This is a genomic window from Amycolatopsis sp. NPDC051128 (assembly GCF_040682715.1).
Lineage (GTDB): Bacteria > Actinomycetota > Actinomycetes > Mycobacteriales > Pseudonocardiaceae > Amycolatopsis.
On the sequence record NZ_JBFBBN010000091.1, the window covers coordinates 1 to 17,329 of the forward strand.

Consider the following 17,329-nt stretch of genomic DNA (forward strand, 5'->3'; position numbering starts at 1 on the left):
ACACCCAGGCGCTGCTTTCCGCGGTGCCGATGTCCCTCAATGCGACATTCACGGCCTTGGGCGAGCACCTAAAACCGGGCCAATCGGGCCAATCGGGCCAATCGGGCAGCTTGACAGCTCGCTGCCGCTGCTAACTGCCCGGCCTTGGGCTTTCGGTCCGGGCGGCTCAGGCTTCGCGAGCCGGGAGGTCGACCTCGGTGTGCTGCGCGGCGAGCGTCTTGGCCAGATCGGCGAGCTTGATGTTCAGGTCCTGGGACGCGCGGCGCAGCACGTCGAAGGCTTCGTCGGCCGTGATGCCGCGGCGTTGCATCAGGATGCCCTTCGCCTGGCCGATGAGGTCGCGGCTGTCGAGCGCCCGGCGCAGGTGCGCCGCCTCCAGTTCGGCGGCGGCCACGGCCTCCGTGTGGGCCAGCGCGAGGGACGCGTGCGTCGCCAGCAGGAGCGCGAGATCGATAGCGCCGCCGTCGAACGCCCCCGGTCTGCTCGAGTAGATGTTGAGCGCGCCGGAGAGCCGGGGCGGGCGGGCGTTCGGGAGCAGGGCCGTGGCCAGCACCGAGTGGTAACCGTGCCGGGCGGCGGCCGGGCCGAACGACGGCCAGCGCGGATCGTTCCGGAGGTCCTGGGACCAGCCGATGGCCGGGCCGTCCGGACGGGCCGACTCGACGCAGGGGCCTTCACCGTGGTCGTACTGCACCTGGTCGAGACGCACGGCGACCGGATCGGTCTCGACCGGCGTGTGGAACGCCCCGTCCGGGTCGCGCAGGGTGACGCTGACCAGGTCGGCGTCCGGGATGATCGCCTTCGCGGCGCCGACGACGAGCTTGAGCACCCCGCCGACGGTCGGCGTGACGTCGAGCAGGGTCCGCGTCAGGTCGGCGAACTGCCGCACCAGCGGACCCGGCGCCTGCTCACCGTCCTGCCCGAACCAGGCCCGGTCCCGGGCCCACTCCTCTTCGCCGACGCTCATCGATCCTCGCTGTCTGTATTCGCGGATAGCACTCTCGGGGTGGCGGGCTCCATTCAACCCGACGCCGGCGGCCGCAGGGCGGCCCGTGCCCGGTCGACGAACCCCGGCCCCGGCCACAGCTGGTTCACCTGCGGTACCCGGTCGGCCAGGTCCGGGTGCGGCAGCGTCGGCGCGGCGTGCCGGATCTCGAGGACCTTCTTCCCGAGTTCGGCCAGCCGCTCCGGTGAACAGCTCTGCCGGGCTTGGCGCACCGCCGCGGGGCCCTCCTCGCGGATGTGCCGCCGGACGGCGCGGATCAGCCCGCCGAGCAGCCGCTCGAAGCGGGTCTCCTGCGGCCCCACGCCTTCCAGCTGCCGCATCAGGCTGTCGGCCTCGGCGAGGTCGCCGTCCCCGTCCAGGTAGGGCTCTTCGGCGACGGCGTGCCGGACCAGCTCCGCGGTCAGGTGGTCGGAGAGGTCCTTGCGGTTCTCCGGGCTGCCCTGGCCGAGTTCCAGCTCGGTGCACAGCCGGTCGAGCTCGCGGTGGTCGCCGGCGAGGACGGTGGTCAGATCGGTCGCGGGCTGGCTGCCGTTCATGCACTCTCCTGGTCCGGACTCGGTTTCCCGAGTGGATACCCGCTGCTCGCGTGCCGAATCCCCGTGTCGGCCGGGCGCCCGGCGGGTATTCCTCCGTCGAACCGGCCCTCAGGGAGGATGACCATGGCAGCGCCGTCATCGGTGACCGAGCGCGAGCGCAAGTACGAGATCGTCGCCGGCAGCGGCGTGCCCCGGCTGATCGGCGTCGCGGGGGTGGCGACCCAGGACGCCCCCGTCGAGCAGATGCTCGACGCGTCCTACTACGACACCGAGACGTTCCGGCTGGCCAGGAGCGGCATCACCTTGCGACGGCGGGTCGGCGGGCACGACGCCGGTTGGCACCTCAAACTGCCGGTCTCGGCCGACGAGCGCCACGAGCTCCAGCTCCCGCCGACCGGCGACCCCCACAAGGTCCCCGGCCGGTTCCGCCGTCTGGTGCGGGCGTACACGCTGGGGGAGAAGCTGGTGCCGATCGCGCACCTGCGCACCGACCGCTTCGCCCACCGGCTCGCCGACGCCGACGGCCGGACGGTCGCGACCCTCACCGACGACCACGTGACCGGAGAAGCCGGCGGGGCGACCGCGCGGCTCGACGAGTGGCGCGAGCTGGAGCTCGAGCTCGACCCCGCGACCGAGCCAGGACGGCTCGAGGAGTTCGACCGCGCGCTAGCCGAAGCCGGCGCCTCGGCGTCGCCGTGGTCCTCGAAACTGCGGCGGCTGATCGACGACCGCGTCCCGGCATCGGCTCGCGGCGAGAAGAAGCCCTCGGCGGGCGAAGTCGTGCTGGCGTCGCTGCGTGAGCACCACGACCGGCTGCGCCGCGCGGACGTCGGAGTGCGGCTGGACGCCGGCGACTCCGTGCACCAGATGCGCGTCGCGACCCGGAAGCTGCGCAGCGCGCTCCGCACCTTCGGGTCCATTGTGGACAAGAAGGCGACCGCGCCGCTCGTGGCCGAGCTCAAGTGGCTCGGGCGGCAGCTGTCGCCGGCGAGGGACACCGAGGTCACCGAGGAACGGCTGCGCGAGCGGCTCGACGAAGTGCCGTCGGAGCTGGTGTTCGGGCCGTTGCGCCAGTACCTCACCCGCTACTTCGCCCGCGAGGCCGAAGAGGGACGCACCCGGGCGATGGCGACCCTGACCGGCAAGCGCTACCTGAAGCTGTTGCGCGCGCTGGACACCGTGCTGACGGAACCATCGCTGACCGCGGCGGCGCGCAAACCCGCGAAGCCCGGCCTGCGCAAGTCCGTGCGCAAGGCGGCCAGGAAGCTGGAGCGCGCCGAAGCGGCGACCCACGGTCTCGAGGGCGACGAACTCGAGAAGGCCCTGCACGACGTCCGCAAGAAGGCGAAGCGGGCCCGCTACGCCGCCGACACCGTGAAGCCGGTCTACGGCAGGAAGCTGCGCGGGTGGCGCAAGAACGTCAAGGCCGTCCAGAGCACGCTGGGCGCGCACCAGGACACCGTGGTCGGCCGGGACGTCCTGCACCACCTCACCATCGCCGGCCACGGCGAGGGGCAGAACACGTTCACGTTCGGCTTGCTGTACGCCCAGGACGCCGGGCGGGCGGAGAAGCTGCGGGAGACGTTCGCGACGCAGTGGCGGCGGCTCCGGAAGGGCGACCGCCCCGGCTGGCTCGGCTGAGCGCCGGGGCCCGCGTCACACGTCGCCGGTGAGCTTTCCGCGCAGCTGCTCCAGGGTCTGCGACAGCAGCCGGGAGACGTGCATCTGGGAGATGCCGACGCGGTCGGCGATCTGCGTCTGCGTCAGCCCGCCGAAGAAGCGCATCACCAGGATCGCGCGCTCCCGCTTCGGCAGTTCCTGGAGCAGCGGCTGGAGGGCCTCGTGGTTCTCCACCATGGCCATCTCGTGGTCGGGCTCGCCCATCGTGTCCGCCAGCGACAGCGCCTCGGCGTCGTCGTGTACCGGCTTGTCGACCGAAAGTGCCTGGTAGGCGTTGCCGGCGAGGAGGCCTTCGCGGACTTCGTCGACGTCCAGGTTCAGGTGCTCGGCCAGCTCGGTCGGGGTCGGGGCGCGACCCAGGCGCTGGGAGAGCACCGCCGAGCCCTGGCTCAGCGAGAGGTGCAGCTCCTTGAGCCGCCGCGGGACCCGCACCGACCAGCCGGTGTCGCGGAAGTGCCGCCGGACCTCGCCCATGATCGTCGGCACCGCGAACGACAGGAAGTCGTGGCCGCGGGCCGGGTCGAAGCGGTCGACGGCGTTGATCAGGCCGATCCGCGCCACCTGGACCAGGTCTTCGCGGGGCTCGCCCCGGCCGGAGAAGCGGGTCGCGATGTGCTCGGCGAGTGGCAGCAGCTCGGTGACGAGCTTGCTCCGGACGACATCCCGCCGGGGATCCTCCGCGTCGAGCTCACCCAGCTCCTCGAACAGCGGTTCGCAGTGGGCGTATTCGTCCGGGCGGTGAAGGAGGGTTTTCCGCTCGCCGCTCACGCGCTCGTTCCCGGGTTCAACACCAGCTCGATCGTGACGATGCCCGCGCCTCCGCCGGGGAGGACGTCGCAGTGCGCGGTCACCGAGCGGCTCAACGTGGTCAGGACGTGCCAGCCGAACGTGCGGTCGCTGGGCGGCCGTGAATCCGTCGAGCGGGTCGAAACGACGACGTGCAGCCCGTCGGGGGCCTGCCGGAAGCGGCAGTGCAGCTGGGACCCGAGCTCGGCCAGCTGGACGAGCTGCGCACACGCCTCGTCGACCGCCATCTTGGCGTCGGCGATGGCGTCCAGCCCGAAGTCCGCGCGCGAGACCATGCCGTGCGTGAGCATCCGGACCAGGGGGATCTGCTCCGCCATGGCGGGCAGCCGTAGCTCCACCAGCTCGTCCAGCAACCCGTCGGCGGCCGGCTTGCCGCCGTACGGGCCGCCGGTTCGTGTTTCTTCCATGCCGGGGGTACTACCCATCCGGGCGAACACTGACACTTGCTGTCCAGGGATTTCGGGGATGGTCACCGGCCCAGCGCCCGTTCGAGTTCCTTCTTGGTCATCGTCGAGCGGCCGTTGATGTTCCGCTTCTTGGCTTCGTTGTAGAGCTGGTCCTTCGTCGGACCGCCCGGGCCCTTGCGGTTGCCGGACCGCTCGCCGCCACGCTGCTGCGGGGACTTGTCCTTGACCGACGTCTTGCTCGCCTGCCGGGACTCACCCGACTGCGCGCGGTTCTTGTTCACCGTCCGGGCCGCGATCTCCTCGGCCCGCTTGGTGCTCGCGCCGCGGTCCTCGGCCGAGTCCTTGATGTGCTCGTACTGGCGTTCGCGCTTGCCACTCCACGACTGAGGCATGACCGCTCCCTTCCGTCTCCGGGGAGGAGATACCCGGTTGATCACGGGGTAAACGGGTACGCGGAGAACTGAACCGAGAGGAGGCGCCGATGAAGATCGGCTACACCCTGATGACCGAGCAGGCGGGACCGAACGACCTGGTCCGGTTCGCCGCCGGCGCGGAGCAGGCCGGCTTCGACTTCGAGGTCATGAGCGACCACTACTCGCCCTGGCTGGACGAGCAGGGCCACGCGCCGTACGCCTGGAGCGTGCTGGGCGCCGTCACGCAGAGCACCGAACGTGTCGAGCTGATGACCTACGTGACCTGCCCGACCATGCGTTACCACCCGGCGGTGGTTGCGCAGAAGGCGGCGACCGTGCAGGCGCTCTCGGGCGGCCGGTTCACCCTGGGGCTCGGCGCGGGCGAGAACCTCAACGAGCACGTCGTCGGCCGCGGCTGGCCGGCGGCGAACGTCCGGCACGACATGCTCGCCGAGGCCGTGCAGATCATCGGCGGCCTGTTCGACGGCGGGTACTTCGACTACGAGGGCAAGCACTTCCGCGTCGACTCCGCGAAGCTGTGGGACCTGCCGGAGAAGCGGACGCCGATCGGCGTCGCCGTGTCCGGTTCGCAGTCGGTCCGGCGGTTCGCCCCGGTCGCCGACGTGATGATCGCCGTCGAGCCGAAGATGACGCTGTCCCAGGAGTGGGACGCCACCAAGCCCGGGCCGCCGACCCGCAAGGTCGGGCAGATGCCCGTGTCGTGGGGCACCGACCGCGACGCCGCCGTCAAGCGCGCGCACGAGCAGTTCCGCTGGTTCGCCGGCGGCTGGAAGGTCAACGCCGAGCTGCCGGGGCCGGCCGGGTTCGCCGGGGCCACGCAGTTCGTCCGCGAGGACGACGTCGCCGGCTCGATCCCCTGCGGCCCGGACGTCGAGGCGATCGTCGAGGGCGTGCGCGAGTTCGAAAAGGCGGGCTTCACCGACGTCGCGCTGGTCCAGATCGGCGGTGACCAGCAGGAAGGCTTCCTCGACTTCGCCGAGAAGGAGCTGCTCCCGGCGCTGCGCGAGTAGTTTCACCCGGACGGGGTAGGGCGCGATCCGGGCATCGGGGGTATTACGCAGAGTACGATCCGGGCGTCGAGGGTATTACGCAGAGTACGGATAATCCGGCGACGGGAGTTGCGGATGACCGAGCTGAAGACGCCTGCCCCGCAAGCGGTGCCGTTGGCGGTGGCGCGTCGCGGGCCGAAGGGCGGGACGCTGCTCGCGCTGATGCGCACGACCGACCCGAAGCAGATCGGTCTGCTGTACCTGGTGACGTCGTTCGGCTTCTTCATGGCGGGCGGCGCGATGGCGTTGCTGATGCGCGGCGAGCTGGCGCGGCCGGGGCTGCAGTTCCTGTCGCCGGAGCAGTACAACCAGCTGTTCACCATGCACGGCACGATCATGCTGCTGCTCTACGCCACCCCGAACCTGTTCGGGTTCGCCAATTACATCCTGCCGCTGCAGATCGGCGCGCCGGACGTCGCGTTCCCGCGGCTCAACGGGTTCGCCTACTGGCTCTACCTGTTCGGCGGGCTGACCGTGCTCAGCTCGTTCCTCACCCCGGGCGGCGCACCGGACTTCGGGTGGACGGCCTACACGCCGCTGTCGAACGCCATCCACTCGCCCGGCATCGGCGGCGACCTGTGGATCATGGGCCTGATCGTGTCGGGGCTCGGCACCATCCTCGGCGCGGTCAACATGATCACGACCATCGTCTGCCTGCGCTGTCCCGGGATGACGATGTGGCGGATGCCGCTGTTCACCTGGAACATCCTGTTCACCGCCATCCTGATCCTGCTGGCGTTCCCGATCCTCACGGCCGCGCTGTTCGGCCTCGAGGCGGACCGCCGGCTCGGGGCGCACGTGTTCGACCCGGAGAACGGCGGGGCGATCATGTTCCAGCACCTGTTCTGGTTCTTCGGCCACCCCGAGGTCTACATCGTCGCCCTGCCGTACTTCGGGATCATCACCGAGATCGTGCCGGTGTTCAGCCGCAAACCGCTGTACGGCTACCGGCTGATGGTGTTCGCGACCGTCGCGATCACCGGGCTGTCGGCGGTGGTGTGGGCGCACCACATGTTCGCCACCGGCGCGGTGCTGCTGCCCTTCTTCTCGATCATGACCTTCTTCATCGCGGTGCCCACCGGCATCAAGTTCTTCAACTGGATCGGCACGATGTGGAAGGGCAACCTCAGCTTCGAGACGCCGATGCTGTGGGCCGTCGGGTTCATGGTGACGTTCCTGTTCGGCGGGCTCACCGGCATCATCCTGGCGTCGCCGCCGCTCGACTTCCACGTGCACGACAGCTACTTCGTCGTCGCGCACTTCCACTACGTGCTGTTCGGGACGATCGTGTTCGCCACGTTCGCCGGCATCTACTTCTGGTTCCCGAAGATGACCGGCCGGATGCTGGACGAGGGGCTCGGCCGATGGCACTTCTGGACGACGTTCATCGGCTTCCACACGACGTTCCTGATCCAGCACTGGCTGGGCGACACGGGCATGCCGCGCCGGTATGCCGACTACCTGTCGAGCGACGGGTTCACCACGCTGAACACGATCTCGACGATCGGCGCGTTCATCCTGGGCGCCTCGACGCTGCCGTTCATCTGGAACGTCGTGAAGAGCTACCGCTACGGCGAGCAGGTCCTGGTCGACGACCCGTGGGGGTTCGGCAACTCCCTCGAGTGGGCCACTACCTGCCCGCCGCCCCGGCACAACTTCCTCGACCTGCCCCGGATCCGCTCGGAGCGGCCGGCTTTCGAACTGCACCACCCGGAGGTCGTCGAGCGGCTGGCGCAGGAACGGTACGTGCGGTCGAAGCGGTACCAGGCCCGCGCCGAGGCCCTGCCCCGGTCGCGGGAAGAGCACGCGGGCACTACGGGTTCGGCGCGCTGACCGACGACCGGACGGACGGGCACGGCTCAGGCGGGCGCGGGTTCCGGGCGGTTCGCGGCCAGGGCGAGGCGCCGGTCCGCGTCGGTCACCCGGAGCGCGCGCCGCACCATCGGGTTCGGCCCGGTGACGACGAGCAGCTCGGTGCCGTACTGCTCGGCCTGCAGTGCCGCGTGCAGCAGCACCCCGACGCCCGCCACGCCCAGGAAGTCCACTTCGGACAGATCGAGGACGAGGCGTCGCGGGGTGGCCCACAGGCGGTCGGAGACGAGGGCGGCCAGATCCGCGGCCGTCGCGCTGTCGACGTCACCGCGCACGGTGATCAGGACCGAGTGCGGTGCGGGCCACGTGGTGCGCAGCCGGAGGCCGGGGTGCCGGGCTCGGGAGAGGTTCATGTCGGTTCGCCGCCGTCCAGGTGCCGTGCGCGGCCGGGGCGCCGCGCGCTCGGGGTCGAGGCCGGCTGCTGGGTTGAACCGTCACCCGAGCCTAATCGCGTCCGGAGGCCCCGCAACCGACGTTGCTCCGAACGGGTGTGTGGGCACGCCGCGGCGGTGACCGCTCGTGCCCGGGCCGACCGTGATGCAGTAATCTCCTGCTGGACCCGTTAAAGCGCTAGCGGCCCACTAGTGGCGCGCGCCCGGGTCCTCCTGGTCGAGAGCGCCCTGAGAACGAGAATGAGGGGCGTCACCAGGATGACGGGCGGCCACGAGCAGCTCACTTTGCGGCTGGACGAAGTCAAGGCCGCGATGGAGTCACTGACTTCGATGCTCGACAGCGAGCTCGACCTCGGCCAGATGCTGCAGGCGGTGTGCGATCACGCCGTCCAGGTGGTGCCGGGCGCCGACATGGCGAGCATCACCCTGGTGCGGGACGGTGTGCCGGAGACGGTGGCCAGCACCGACCAGCGGGCGGTGAACTTCGACCGCGAGCAGTACCGGATCGGAGACGGGCCGTGCCTGCGCGCCGCCGAGACCGGGCAGCCGGTCCGCGTCGGCGTCGGCGCGGTCGGGGATCTGTGGCCGCAGTTCGTTTCGTCGGCCGAGCAGCTGGGCGTCGCCAGCTTCCTCGCCGCGCCGCTGACGGTGGACGAGGACATGTCCGGCGCGGTGAACCTGTTCGGCTTCGGCGAGCACGGGTTCAGCGAGCTGAGCACCAAGATCCTCGAGCTGTACACGGCGACGGTGGTGTTCGGCCTGCGCAGCACGCGGCGCTACTTCGCGGCCCGGGAGCTGATCGACCAGCTCAACCGGGCGCTGGAGACCCGCGCGGTGATCGACCAGGCCAAGGGGATCCTGATGGCCGCCCACCGGATCACCGCGGAGGAGGCCTTCCAGCGGCTGGTGAAGCGTTCCCAGGACGGCAACCGGAAGCTCCACGAGGTGGCGGCGGAGTTCGTGGCGGCGGTGGCGACGACGACGTGAGCCGTACGCCGTAAAGCCGGGCGGCACGTGCGGTGACTGGCTGGGCTAGCCGGCCGGGACCTCGTCCGGGGGTGCGTCGGTCCCGGCTGGCGAGTCGGTGCGGTGCCTGCTGCGCTGGCACGTCGTGCAGACCAGGGTGCGGCCGAGCACCGTCCCGTCGTCGGCGACCACCTGGGCCACGTGCATCGTGGGGAAGCCGCAGACTTCGCACGGCAGCGAGCCGTCCTCGCGGCTGATGCGGATCTGGGTGCCCATCCGGCCTCCTGTGACGTGGGTCTCACATACCTTGCCTTCTCCGAGCGCGAAATCCGCTGAATTCACTCGTTCGGCCCAACGATGCCGGGTCTCTGGTGACACGTCCGCTGCCTCCTGTGTCGCGTGGGGCGATCCGGGGTAGTCCCTCGCGACGGGTTCTACCGGGATTGCCGGAGGGGAGAACGGACATGCGAGACAAGCGGAACGACCTGCGGCCGGTGGCGGACCTCCTCGCCGACGGCGGGGACTCACCGGACCAGGCGCACACCCGGCGCCGGGCGGCGTTGGCCGTCGCGGCGCGGGCGAAGGATCCCGAGGACTGCGCGCGGCTGCTGGACATGCTGGGCCTGCACCGGGCCGGCCACCGCAGCGACAGCAGCGAAGTCGCCTGACGATCAGTACGCGCCGAGCCCGCCGGGACACCGTCCCGGCGGGCTCGGCGCGTCCCTGGCCCCCGCGTTTCACGCGGCTTCCGCGCGGGTACCGGTGGCGGTGAGGAGGTCGACATGGCCAGACCGGTGTGGAGCGGCGCGCTGAGCCTGGGGTTGGTCACCGTCCCGGTGGAGCTGTACCCGGCGGTGGCGGACCACACGATCCACTTTCACCAGTTCGAGCGCGGGACCGCGGACCGGGTCCGCAACCGCCGGGTCAACGAGCGGACCGGCGACGAGGTCGCCAAGGACGAGATCGTCAAGGGCTACGAACTCGGCGGCGGTGACCACGTGCTCGTCGAACCGGACGAGCTGGACGAAATCGCCCCCGAGCGGTCCCGGCGGATCGACATCGAGCAGTTCGTCGAGCTGGACGAGATCGACCCGTGGTTCTTCGACAAGACGTACTGGCTCAAGCCGGCGAAGGAGGACTTCGCCAAGGCGTACGGCCTGCTGCTCCAGGCGATGGACCGCAGCGAGAAGGCCGGGGTCGCGAAGTTCGTGCTGCGCGGCAAGGAGTACCTCGCGGCGATCCGCGCCGGCGAAGACGTCATGGTGCTCAACACCCTGCACTTCGTCGCGGACCTGCGGAAGCCGAAGGACGTCATGGGCAAGCTCCCGCAGCTGCCGAAGCCGCGCCCGAAGGAGCTCGACATGGCCCTCGCGCTCGTCGACGAGATGACGGCGCCGTGGCGGCCCGAGGACTACCGCGACGAGTACTCCGAGCGCGTCGAGAAGCTGATCAAGGCCAAGAAGGCCGGCAAGGAGATCACCCGCGAGGAGGAGCCGGAACCGTCGGCCGACGTCGTCGACCTGTTCGAGGCGCTGTCGCGCAGCGTGAAGAGCCGCAAGAGCGGCGGTAAGGCGCCGAAGAAGAAGGCGAAGAAGGAGCCGTCGCTCTCCGGGATGTCCAAGTCCGATCTGGACAAGCTCGCCCGCGAGCAGGGCGTGAAGGGGCGGTCGAAGATGACGCGCGCCCAGCTGGAGAAGGCGCTGAAGGCGTCGTGAGCGAACCCGGCTGGCGCGAGCCGACCCTGGCCACGCTCACCGACCGCCGGTTCTCCGGCGAGGACTGGATCTTCGAGCGCAAGCTGGACGGCGTCCGGGCGATCTGCGTGCGCGGCTCCGGCGCGCCGACGCTGTATTCGCGCAACCACAAGGTGATGGACAACGCCTACCCGGAACTCGTCGAGGCGCTCGCAACCCAGGGCGCGCCGCGGTTCGTCGCGGACGGCGAGATCGTCGCGTTCGACGGAGCGAACACCAGCTTCGCCGCGTTGCAGCCGCGGATCCACGTCAGCGACCCCGAGCGCGCCCGTGCCACCGGCGTGCGCGTCTACTACTACCTGTTCGACCTGCTGTACCTCGACGACCAGGACACCACCGGGTTGCCGCTGCGGCAGCGGAAAGCGCTGCTGCGGGACGCCTTCGAGTTCGCCGATCCGCTCCGGCTGTCCGCGCACCGCAACGCCGAGGGCGAGAAGTTCTTCGAAGAGGCCTGCCGGCGCGGCTGGGAGGGCCTCATCGCGAAGCGGGCCGACGCGCCGTACCACCACGGGCGGTCGCCCGACTGGCTGAAGTTCAAGTGCGCGCAGGGCCAGGAGCTGGTCATCGGCGGCTTCACCGACCCGCAGGGCGCCCGCCACGGCTTCGGCGCGCTGCTGCTCGGCTACCACGAGGACGGCGGCCTCAAGTACGCCGGCAAGGTGGGCACCGGGTTCGACGGGCGGCTCCTGGCCTCCCTGCACACGCGGTTGCGGGAGCGGGAGACGTCTCGGTCGCCGTTCGCGGGGCCGGTGAAGGAACGCGGCGCCCACTGGGTCCGGCCGGACCTGGTGGCGCAGATCGGGTTCTCCGAGTGGACGCGCGACGGGCGGCTGCGGCACCCGCGGTTCGCCGGGCTGCGCGAGGACAAGAAGGCGGCGGACGTAGTGCGGGAGCGGGCGTGAACGGCGAGATTTCCCACGCGGACAAGGTGTTCTACCCGGACGACGGGCTGACGAAGGGCGACGTGGTCGAGTACTACCGCGCGGTCGCCGGCGCCATGCTGCCGCACCTGCGCGGCCGCCCGCTGACGCTCCGGCGCTTCCCGGACGGCATCGGGGGCCAGGGCTGGTTCCAGAAGCACCCGGGGGAGCACTTCCCGGACTCGATCCGCGTCGAGCGTGTCCCGCGCCGCGACGGGGGCACGGACGACTACGTGGTCTGCGAAGACGCCGAGACGCTGGATTACCTGGCGCGGCAGGGGACGCTGGAGTTCCACGTCTGGCTGTCCACTGTGGACGCGCCGGAGCGGCCGGACCGGCTGGTGCTGGACCTCGACCCGCCGGACGGCACGCCGGTGACCGAACTGCGCGCGGTCGCGCGGCGGATCCGCGACCACTACGAGCGGGTGGGCCTGACGGCGTTCGTCCAGGCGACCGGCGGCCGCGGCTTCCACGTCCTCGCGCCGCTGGATGCGAAGTCGGACACGGCGGTGGTGCTCGAACTGTCCCGCGCGCTGGCCGACCGCGTCGCCGCGGACGACCCGGACCGGCTGACGACGGCCCAGCGCAAGGAAAAGCGCGGCGACCGGATCTTCCTGGACGCCAACCGCAACGGCTACGCGCAGACGTTCGTCGCGCCGTACTCGCTGCGCGCCCGCCCGGGCGCGGCCGCCGCGACGCCGCTGGACTGGCGGGAGCTGGGCAGGGCCGACCCGGCCGGGTGGGGTCTCGTCAAGGAAAAGCAGCGCCTGGCGCGGAAGGAAGACCCGTGGCGGGCGCTGGACGAGCACGCCGGTTCGGCGGAAGCGGCGCTGAAGCAGCTCAGTTGAGGGTCTTGCCGGCCGCCTTCAAGTCCGCGACGAAGGCCGCGTAAGCCTCGTCTCGGTCGGGCGCCCGCAGGACCGCCGACGGGTGAACCGTCGCCACGGCCGACGGCACCAGCCCGGCGACGTCCTCGGGCGGGTCCACCGGTTCGCCGCGGTGGGCGGTGAGCCGGAACTTCGGGCCCAGCAACGACTGCGCGGCCGTCGCGCCGAGGAGGAGCACCAGCTCCGGGCGCACCGCGCGCAGCTCCGCCAGCAGCCACGGGCGGCACGCGACCACCTCGGTGCGGCCCGGCTTCTGGTGGATCCGGCGCTTTCCGCGTTCGTCGCGCTTGAACTTGAAGTGCTTGACGGCGTTGGTGACGTACAGCGACCGCCGGTCGAAACCGGCCTCCTCGAAGGCCCGGTCGAGGAGCTTCCCGGCGGGCCCCACGAACGGCTCGCCCGCCACGTCCTCCTTGTCGCCCGGCTGCTCGCCGACGACCAGGATCTTCGCCTCGGGCGCCCCTTCGCCGAAGACGGTCTGCGTCGCGTCCTTGTACAGCTCGCACCCCCGGCAGCCGGACGCCGCCGACCGCAACCGGTCGAGGTCGGTGGTGTCCGGGGGCTCGGCCCCGCGGGGATCAGCCGGCATGTGCGGGAAATTCCCCTCACGGCACCCGAGTAAACCCGGCGGGCCGGGGTAGCCGAAGCCTGACCACCCACCGAGGAAAGGAGTTCACGATGACGACCGCACGCGAAATCATGACCTCGGACGCGACCTGCGCCCGGGAGTCGGAGACCGTGCACGACGCCGCGGTCACCATGGCGCGGAAGCAGGTGGGTGCGCTGCCGATCTGCGGAGAGGACAACCGGCTGAAGGGCATGATCACCGACCGCGACATCGTGGTGAAGGTCCTGGCCGAGGGCAAGGACCCGCGCGCGGTGCACGTCGGTGAGCTCGCCCAGGGCGAGGTCGTGACGATCGGCGCGGACGACGACGTCGAGGAGATCCTGCGCACGATGTCCGAGCACCGCGTCCGGCGGCTCCCGGTGATCGACGGGCACGACCTGGTCGGCATCGTCGCGCAGGCGGACGTCGCCCGGGCCCTGTCGAACCCGAAGGCGGGCGAGCTCGTCGAGGCGCTGTCCTACGACTGATTCCCGGCTGGTTCCGGGCGAGCGGCGCGGGTACCCGACGGGCATGACCCGCAGCCGAGGAAAAGTGGAGGTCGCGACCCGCGTCGCGCTGGACACGCCCGACGATCTCGCCGAGCACTACACGCCCGGCGTCGCGGCCCAGGCGAAGCGGGTCGCCGACGACCCGTCGGTGCTCGCCCGCGAGACGGTCAAGGGCAACTCGGTCGCCATCGTGTCCGACGGGTCCGCCCTGCTCGGGCTCGGCGACCGGGGCCCGGCCGCGGCCCTGCCGGTGATGGAGGGCAAGGCGGCCCTGCTCAAGCGGTTCGCCGATGTCGACGCGTGGCCGATCTGCCCGGTCAGCCGCGAACCCGACGACCTGGTCCGCACGGTCAAGGACCTCGCGACGTCGTTCGGCGCGATCAACCTCGAGGACATCGCCGCGCCGCGTTGCTTCACCGTGGAACGACGGCTGCACGACGAACTCGACATCCCCGTGTTCCACGACGACCAGCACGGCACGGCGGTCGTCGTGCTGGGCGCGCTGCACAACGCGCTGAAGCTGACCGGCCGCGAGCCGGCGGCGACGTCGGTCGTCATCGCCGGCGCCGGCGCGGCGGGCAGCGCGATCGTCCGGCTGCTGCTGCGCGCCGGCTACCGGCCCGGCGGCATCGTCGTCTGCGACCGCGAAGGCCCGCTGCACGAAGGCCGGAACCTGGTGGGGGAGAAGGGCTGGCTGGCGGAGAACACCAACGCCGGCGGCACCACCGGAGACCTGAAGGACGCCGTGCGCGGCGCGGACGTGTTCATCGGCGTCAGCGCCGGCGGCCTCCTCGAACCGGACGACATCGCCGCCATGGCGGACCGCGCGATCGTGTTCGCGCTCGCCAATCCGGACCCGGAGGTCGACCCCGAAGCGGCGGGCCGGCACGCGGAGATCGTCGCCACCGGCCGCAGCGACCGGCCGAACCAGATCAACAACGTGCTGGCGTTCCCCGGGATGTTCCGCGGGCTGCTCGACTCGGGCGCGCCGCGGGTGACCACCTCCATGCTGCTCGCGGCGGCGCACGCGCTGGCGGACGCCGTGGGGGAGGACCTGGCGCCGGGGCACATCGTGCCGAGCGTGTTCGACGAGGCGCTGGTGCCCGCGATGGCGGAGGCGGTCGTGGGCGCGGCGAAGGCCGCCGGCTAGTCCACTGCGGACAAGCCGGCTCAGTGCGCGCCCGCCGTCGGCGCGGCTCCGTCCTCGGTGGACTCCCGGGTGGATTCGGTGCGGGCGATGTGCCACGCCACCAGCGCGCCCGCGCCGACCGTGCCCCACAGCACGAGACCGGCGTCCCTGGCGAACAGGCCGACGACCAGCATCACCACCGCTGTGACATCGCAGAGCACGAGCAGCAGGCTTGCCCGGCGCGGGGCGCGGCCGCTCAGGGTGGCGGCGAACACGGGGTCGCTCGCCCGCAGCTCCGCCTCGATCTCGCGGAGGACGTGGCGTTCTCGCTCCGGCAGCATCGGATCCTCCTCGCCTCGGCTACCGCGGGAATACCCGTTTCACGCCCGTTCGAAGCGACACTTTCACGTGAAAGTGCCGCTCAGTGGTTGTCGCGGGGGATGCCCTTCGTCGCCGCGATCCGCTGGTACGCCACCGCCGGACGCAGCACCATGCCGTCGCACAGCTGGTCGACCATCGACCGCTGGATCTCCTGCCACGGCGTCTGCGAGTCCGGTACCGGGTAGCCGCCGGCCTCCGCCAGCTCCCGGTGGCGCAGCGCGAGTTCTTCGTCGCCGATCAGCACGTCCGCGGTGCGCGCGCGGAGGTCGATCCGGACCCGGTCGCCGGTCCGCAGCACGGCGAGCCCGCCGCCCGCCGCCGCCTCGGGGGAGGCGTTGAGGATCGACGGCGACCCGGAGGTGCCCGACTGACGGCCGTCGCCGAGGCAGGGCAGCTCCCGCACGCCCCGCTTGATCAGCGCCGCCGGCGGCCGCATGTTCACCACCTCCGCCGAGCCCGGGTAGCCGAGCGGGCCGGTCCCGCGCATCACGAGCAGCGAGTGCTCGTCGACGCCGAGGTCCGGGTCGTCGATGCGGGCGTGGTAGTCCTCCGGGCCGTCGAACACCACCGCGGTGCCTTCGAAGACGTCGCCGGCCAGGTACCGCCGCCGGAACTCCGGTGAGATCACGCTGGACTTCATGATCGCCGCGTCGAAGAGGTTGCCCTTGAGGACGAGGAACCCGGCGTCCGGCAGGAGCGCGGTCTCGAACGTGCGGATGACGTCCCGGTCGCCGGCTTCGGCGTCGCGGCAGTTCTCGCCGAGCGTGCGGCCGTTGACCGTCGGCGCGTCCTCGTGGATCAGCCCGTGCCGCATCAGCTCGTGCACCACGGCCGGGACACCGCCCGCCCGGTGGAACTCCTCGCCGAGGTACTTGCCCGCCGGCTGCAGGTCCACCAGCAGCGGGACGGCGTACCCGAGCCGCTGCCAGTCCGGCAGCGGCAGGTCGACGCCGACGTGGCGGGCGATCGCGCCGAGGTGGATGGGCGCGTTGGTGGAGCCGCCGATCGCGGAGCTCACCACGATGGCGTTCTCGAACGCCGCCCGCGTCAGGACGTCCGACGGCTTGAGGTCCTCGCGCACCATGTCGACGATCCGCAGCCCGGTGCGGTAGGCCATCCGGGCCCGGTCGCGGTGCGGCGCCGGGATGGCCGCGCAGCCGGGCAGGCTCATCCCGAGCGCTTCGGCGAGCGCGTTCATCGTCGACGCCGTGCCCATCGTGTTGCAGTGCCCCGGCGACGGCGCCGACGACGCGACGAGCTCCATGAACCCGGCGTCGTCGATCTCGCCGGCGGCGAGCAGCTCGCGCGCCTTCCAGATGATGGTGCCCGACCCGGTGCGCTCGCCGCCGAACCAGCCGTTGAGCATCGGCCCGCCGGACAGCACGATCGCGGGCAGGTCGACGGTCGCGGCGGCCATCAGGCACGCCGGGGTCGTCTTGTCGCAGCCGGTGGTGAGCACGACGCCGTCGATCGGGTAGCCGTAGAGCGTCTCGACCAGGCCGAGGTAGGCCAGGTTGCGGTCCAGCGCCGCGGTCGGGCGCTTGCCGGTTTCCTGGATGGGGTGCACCGGGAACTCGATCGCGATCCCGCCCGCCTCGCGGATGCCCTCCCTGGTCCGGTCGGCCAGCTGGAGATGGTGCCGGTTGCAGGGGGTGAGATCGGAGCCGGTCTGGGCGATGCCGATGATCGGCTTGCCGGACTGCAGCTCCTCCCGGGTGAGGCCCCAGTTCATGTACCGCTCGAGGTACAGCGCGGTCATCCCGGGGTCGGCGGGGTTGTTGAACCAAGCTTCGCTGCGCAGTCCCATACCGGCCAGTCTGTCAACCGGCCCGCTCCGCCGCACCCCTCCCGTGGTCGCCGAAAGCCGTGAATGTCGCATTGAGGGACTTGAAGTCCCTCATGGCGATGGAGAAGCTGGGCCAGCTCGCGGCCACCGGCGAGTGGGACCTGATCATCGTCGACACCCCGCCGAGCCGGTCCGCGCTGGACTTCC

Annotated in this window: 20 protein-coding genes; 10 read left to right on the plus strand and 10 right to left on the minus strand. The window is 71.2% G+C overall.

Features of this window, described 5'->3' with window-relative positions; genetic code table 11:
- Window positions 1-166 precede the first annotated feature (166 nt).
- On the minus strand, window positions 167-967 hold the full coding sequence (locus AB0M82_RS45215; RefSeq protein ID WP_364735893.1) for a GAF and ANTAR domain-containing protein: 801 nt from the start codon (window positions 965-967) through the stop codon (window positions 167-169).
- A gap of 53 nt (window positions 968-1,020) precedes the next feature.
- Window positions 1,021-1,542: a hemerythrin domain-containing protein gene (locus AB0M82_RS45220; protein ID WP_364735895.1), complete on the minus strand. Its 522-nt coding sequence runs from the start codon at window positions 1,540-1,542 to the stop codon at window positions 1,021-1,023.
- Between the two features lie 123 nt (window positions 1,543-1,665).
- Between AB0M82_RS45220 and AB0M82_RS45225 the strand changes: the two genes are divergently transcribed.
- On the plus strand, window positions 1,666-3,183 hold the full coding sequence (locus AB0M82_RS45225; protein WP_364735896.1) for a CYTH and CHAD domain-containing protein: 1,518 nt from the start codon (window positions 1,666-1,668) through the stop codon (window positions 3,181-3,183).
- A 15-nt stretch (window positions 3,184-3,198) separates the two neighbouring features.
- On the opposite strand, the gene AB0M82_RS45230 is transcribed toward AB0M82_RS45225, so the two are convergent.
- The 3 genes from AB0M82_RS45230 to AB0M82_RS45240 all read right to left on the minus strand — a co-directional run bounded on the left by AB0M82_RS45230 (window position 3,199) and on the right by AB0M82_RS45240 (window position 4,828).
- Window positions 3,199-3,990, minus strand: a complete 792-nt coding sequence (locus AB0M82_RS45230) for a SigB/SigF/SigG family RNA polymerase sigma factor (protein WP_364735898.1) — start codon at window positions 3,988-3,990, stop codon at window positions 3,199-3,201.
- Complete coding sequence (locus tag AB0M82_RS45235; protein WP_364735900.1) at window positions 3,987-4,436, minus strand: ATP-binding protein; 450 nt, start codon at window positions 4,434-4,436, stop codon at window positions 3,987-3,989. Before AB0M82_RS45235 ends, AB0M82_RS45230 begins: the two co-directional genes overlap by 4 nt.
- A 62-nt stretch (window positions 4,437-4,498) precedes the next feature.
- Window positions 4,499-4,828, minus strand: coding sequence for a plasmid stabilization protein (locus AB0M82_RS45240; protein ID WP_364735902.1), 330 nt, complete (start codon window positions 4,826-4,828; stop codon window positions 4,499-4,501).
- Between the two features lie 89 nt (window positions 4,829-4,917).
- Between AB0M82_RS45240 and AB0M82_RS45245 the strand changes: the two genes are divergently transcribed.
- Window positions 4,918-5,880: an LLM class F420-dependent oxidoreductase gene (locus tag AB0M82_RS45245; RefSeq protein WP_364735903.1), complete on the plus strand. Its 963-nt coding sequence runs from the start codon at window positions 4,918-4,920 to the stop codon at window positions 5,878-5,880.
- A gap of 114 nt (window positions 5,881-5,994) precedes the next feature.
- Window positions 5,995-7,752: a cytochrome c oxidase subunit I gene (gene ctaD / locus AB0M82_RS45250; protein ID WP_364735905.1), complete on the plus strand. Its 1,758-nt coding sequence runs from the start codon at window positions 5,995-5,997 to the stop codon at window positions 7,750-7,752.
- Window positions 7,753-7,778: 26 nt separating this feature from the next.
- Here the strand turns inward: ctaD and AB0M82_RS45255 are convergent, their stop codons facing one another.
- On the minus strand, window positions 7,779-8,144 hold the full coding sequence (locus AB0M82_RS45255) for an STAS domain-containing protein (protein ID WP_364735907.1): 366 nt from the start codon (window positions 8,142-8,144) through the stop codon (window positions 7,779-7,781).
- A gap of 297 nt (window positions 8,145-8,441) precedes the next feature.
- Between AB0M82_RS45255 and AB0M82_RS45260 the strand changes: the two genes are divergently transcribed.
- Window positions 8,442-9,170, plus strand: a complete 729-nt coding sequence (locus AB0M82_RS45260) for a GAF and ANTAR domain-containing protein (RefSeq protein WP_364735909.1) — start codon at window positions 8,442-8,444, stop codon at window positions 9,168-9,170.
- 45 nt (window positions 9,171-9,215) lie between these two features.
- On the opposite strand, the gene AB0M82_RS45265 is transcribed toward AB0M82_RS45260, so the two are convergent.
- Entirely contained in the window at window positions 9,216-9,425 is a 210-nt protein-coding gene (locus tag AB0M82_RS45265) for a hypothetical protein (RefSeq protein ID WP_364735911.1), read from the minus strand.
- A 188-nt stretch (window positions 9,426-9,613) separates the two neighbouring features.
- Between AB0M82_RS45265 and AB0M82_RS45270 the strand changes: the two genes are divergently transcribed.
- The 4 genes from AB0M82_RS45270 (at window position 9,614) to ligD (AB0M82_RS45285) (ending at window position 12,671) form a co-directional block, all read left to right on the plus strand.
- Window positions 9,614-9,817 (plus strand): hypothetical protein, encoded by a 204-nt coding sequence (locus AB0M82_RS45270; protein ID WP_364735912.1) that lies wholly within the window; start codon window positions 9,614-9,616, stop codon window positions 9,815-9,817.
- 114 nt (window positions 9,818-9,931) lie between these two features.
- The gene (locus AB0M82_RS45275; protein WP_364735914.1) at window positions 9,932-10,864 is read left to right on the plus strand and encodes a Ku protein; all 933 of its coding nucleotides are present in this window, start codon (window positions 9,932-9,934) and stop codon (window positions 10,862-10,864) included.
- The gene (gene ligD, locus AB0M82_RS45280) at window positions 10,861-11,805 is read left to right on the plus strand and encodes a non-homologous end-joining DNA ligase (protein ID WP_364735916.1); all 945 of its coding nucleotides are present in this window, start codon (window positions 10,861-10,863) and stop codon (window positions 11,803-11,805) included. The genes AB0M82_RS45275 and ligD (AB0M82_RS45280) overlap by 4 nt, the downstream gene beginning before the upstream one ends.
- A complete protein-coding gene (gene ligD / locus AB0M82_RS45285; protein ID WP_364735917.1) occupies window positions 11,802-12,671 on the plus strand; it encodes a non-homologous end-joining DNA ligase in 870 nt (289 codons plus the stop codon). Before ligD (AB0M82_RS45280) ends, ligD (AB0M82_RS45285) begins: the two co-directional genes overlap by 4 nt.
- Here ligD (AB0M82_RS45285) and AB0M82_RS45290 read toward each other — a convergent pair.
- Window positions 12,664-13,299: a UdgX family uracil-DNA binding protein gene (locus AB0M82_RS45290; RefSeq protein ID WP_364735919.1), complete on the minus strand. Its 636-nt coding sequence runs from the start codon at window positions 13,297-13,299 to the stop codon at window positions 12,664-12,666. The genes ligD (AB0M82_RS45285) and AB0M82_RS45290 overlap by 8 nt on opposite strands.
- Window positions 13,300-13,388: 89 nt before the next feature.
- Between AB0M82_RS45290 and AB0M82_RS45295 the strand changes: the two genes are divergently transcribed.
- Window positions 13,389-13,805 carry a CBS domain-containing protein gene (locus AB0M82_RS45295; RefSeq protein WP_364735921.1) on the plus strand — a complete coding sequence of 139 codons (417 nt, stop codon included), beginning with the start codon at window positions 13,389-13,391 and terminating at the stop codon, window positions 13,803-13,805.
- A 43-nt stretch (window positions 13,806-13,848) separates the two neighbouring features.
- Window positions 13,849-14,976: a malic enzyme-like NAD(P)-binding protein gene (locus AB0M82_RS45300; RefSeq protein WP_364735922.1), complete on the plus strand. Its 1,128-nt coding sequence runs from the start codon at window positions 13,849-13,851 to the stop codon at window positions 14,974-14,976.
- 20 nt (window positions 14,977-14,996) lie between these two features.
- Here the strand turns inward: AB0M82_RS45300 and AB0M82_RS45305 are convergent, their stop codons facing one another.
- Window positions 14,997-15,296, minus strand: a complete 300-nt coding sequence (locus AB0M82_RS45305; RefSeq protein WP_364735924.1) for a DUF3040 domain-containing protein — start codon at window positions 15,294-15,296, stop codon at window positions 14,997-14,999.
- Between the two features lie 80 nt (window positions 15,297-15,376).
- Window positions 15,377-17,143: an IlvD/Edd family dehydratase gene (locus AB0M82_RS45310; RefSeq protein WP_364735926.1), complete on the minus strand. Its 1,767-nt coding sequence runs from the start codon at window positions 17,141-17,143 to the stop codon at window positions 15,377-15,379.
- Between the last annotated feature and the right edge of the window lie 186 nt (window positions 17,144-17,329).

Bases quoted from the DNA above. Each gene is read 5' to 3' on its own strand.
- AB0M82_RS45215 (WP_364735893.1), bottom strand. From the start codon at position 967: ATGAGCGTCGGCGAAGAGGAGTGGGCCCGGGACCGGGCCTGGTTCGGG.
- AB0M82_RS45220 (WP_364735895.1), bottom strand. From the start codon at position 1,542: ATGAACGGCAGCCAGCCCGCGACCGATCTGACCACCGTCCTCGCCGGC.
- AB0M82_RS45225 (WP_364735896.1), top strand. From the start codon at position 1,666: ATGGCAGCGCCGTCATCGGTGACCGAGCGCGAGCGCAAGTACGAGATC.
- AB0M82_RS45235 (WP_364735900.1), bottom strand. From the start codon at position 4,436: ATGGAAGAAACACGAACCGGCGGCCCGTACGGCGGCAAGCCGGCCGCC.
- AB0M82_RS45240 (WP_364735902.1), bottom strand. From the start codon at position 4,828: ATGCCTCAGTCGTGGAGTGGCAAGCGCGAACGCCAGTACGAGCACATC.
- AB0M82_RS45245 (WP_364735903.1), top strand. From the start codon at position 4,918: ATGAAGATCGGCTACACCCTGATGACCGAGCAGGCGGGACCGAACGAC.
- ctaD (WP_364735905.1), top strand. From the start codon at position 5,995: ATGACCGAGCTGAAGACGCCTGCCCCGCAAGCGGTGCCGTTGGCGGTG.
- AB0M82_RS45255 (WP_364735907.1), bottom strand. From the start codon at position 8,144: ATGAACCTCTCCCGAGCCCGGCACCCCGGCCTCCGGCTGCGCACCACG.
- AB0M82_RS45260 (WP_364735909.1), top strand. From the start codon at position 8,442: ATGACGGGCGGCCACGAGCAGCTCACTTTGCGGCTGGACGAAGTCAAG.
- AB0M82_RS45265 (WP_364735911.1), bottom strand. From the start codon at position 9,425: ATGGGCACCCAGATCCGCATCAGCCGCGAGGACGGCTCGCTGCCGTGC.
- AB0M82_RS45270 (WP_364735912.1), top strand. From the start codon at position 9,614: ATGCGAGACAAGCGGAACGACCTGCGGCCGGTGGCGGACCTCCTCGCC.
- AB0M82_RS45275 (WP_364735914.1), top strand. From the start codon at position 9,932: ATGGCCAGACCGGTGTGGAGCGGCGCGCTGAGCCTGGGGTTGGTCACC.
- AB0M82_RS45290 (WP_364735919.1), bottom strand. From the start codon at position 13,299: ATGCCGGCTGATCCCCGCGGGGCCGAGCCCCCGGACACCACCGACCTC.
- AB0M82_RS45295 (WP_364735921.1), top strand. From the start codon at position 13,389: ATGACGACCGCACGCGAAATCATGACCTCGGACGCGACCTGCGCCCGG.
- AB0M82_RS45300 (WP_364735922.1), top strand. From the start codon at position 13,849: ATGACCCGCAGCCGAGGAAAAGTGGAGGTCGCGACCCGCGTCGCGCTG.
- AB0M82_RS45305 (WP_364735924.1), bottom strand. From the start codon at position 15,296: ATGCTGCCGGAGCGAGAACGCCACGTCCTCCGCGAGATCGAGGCGGAG.
- AB0M82_RS45310 (WP_364735926.1), bottom strand. From the start codon at position 17,143: ATGGGACTGCGCAGCGAAGCTTGGTTCAACAACCCCGCCGACCCCGGG.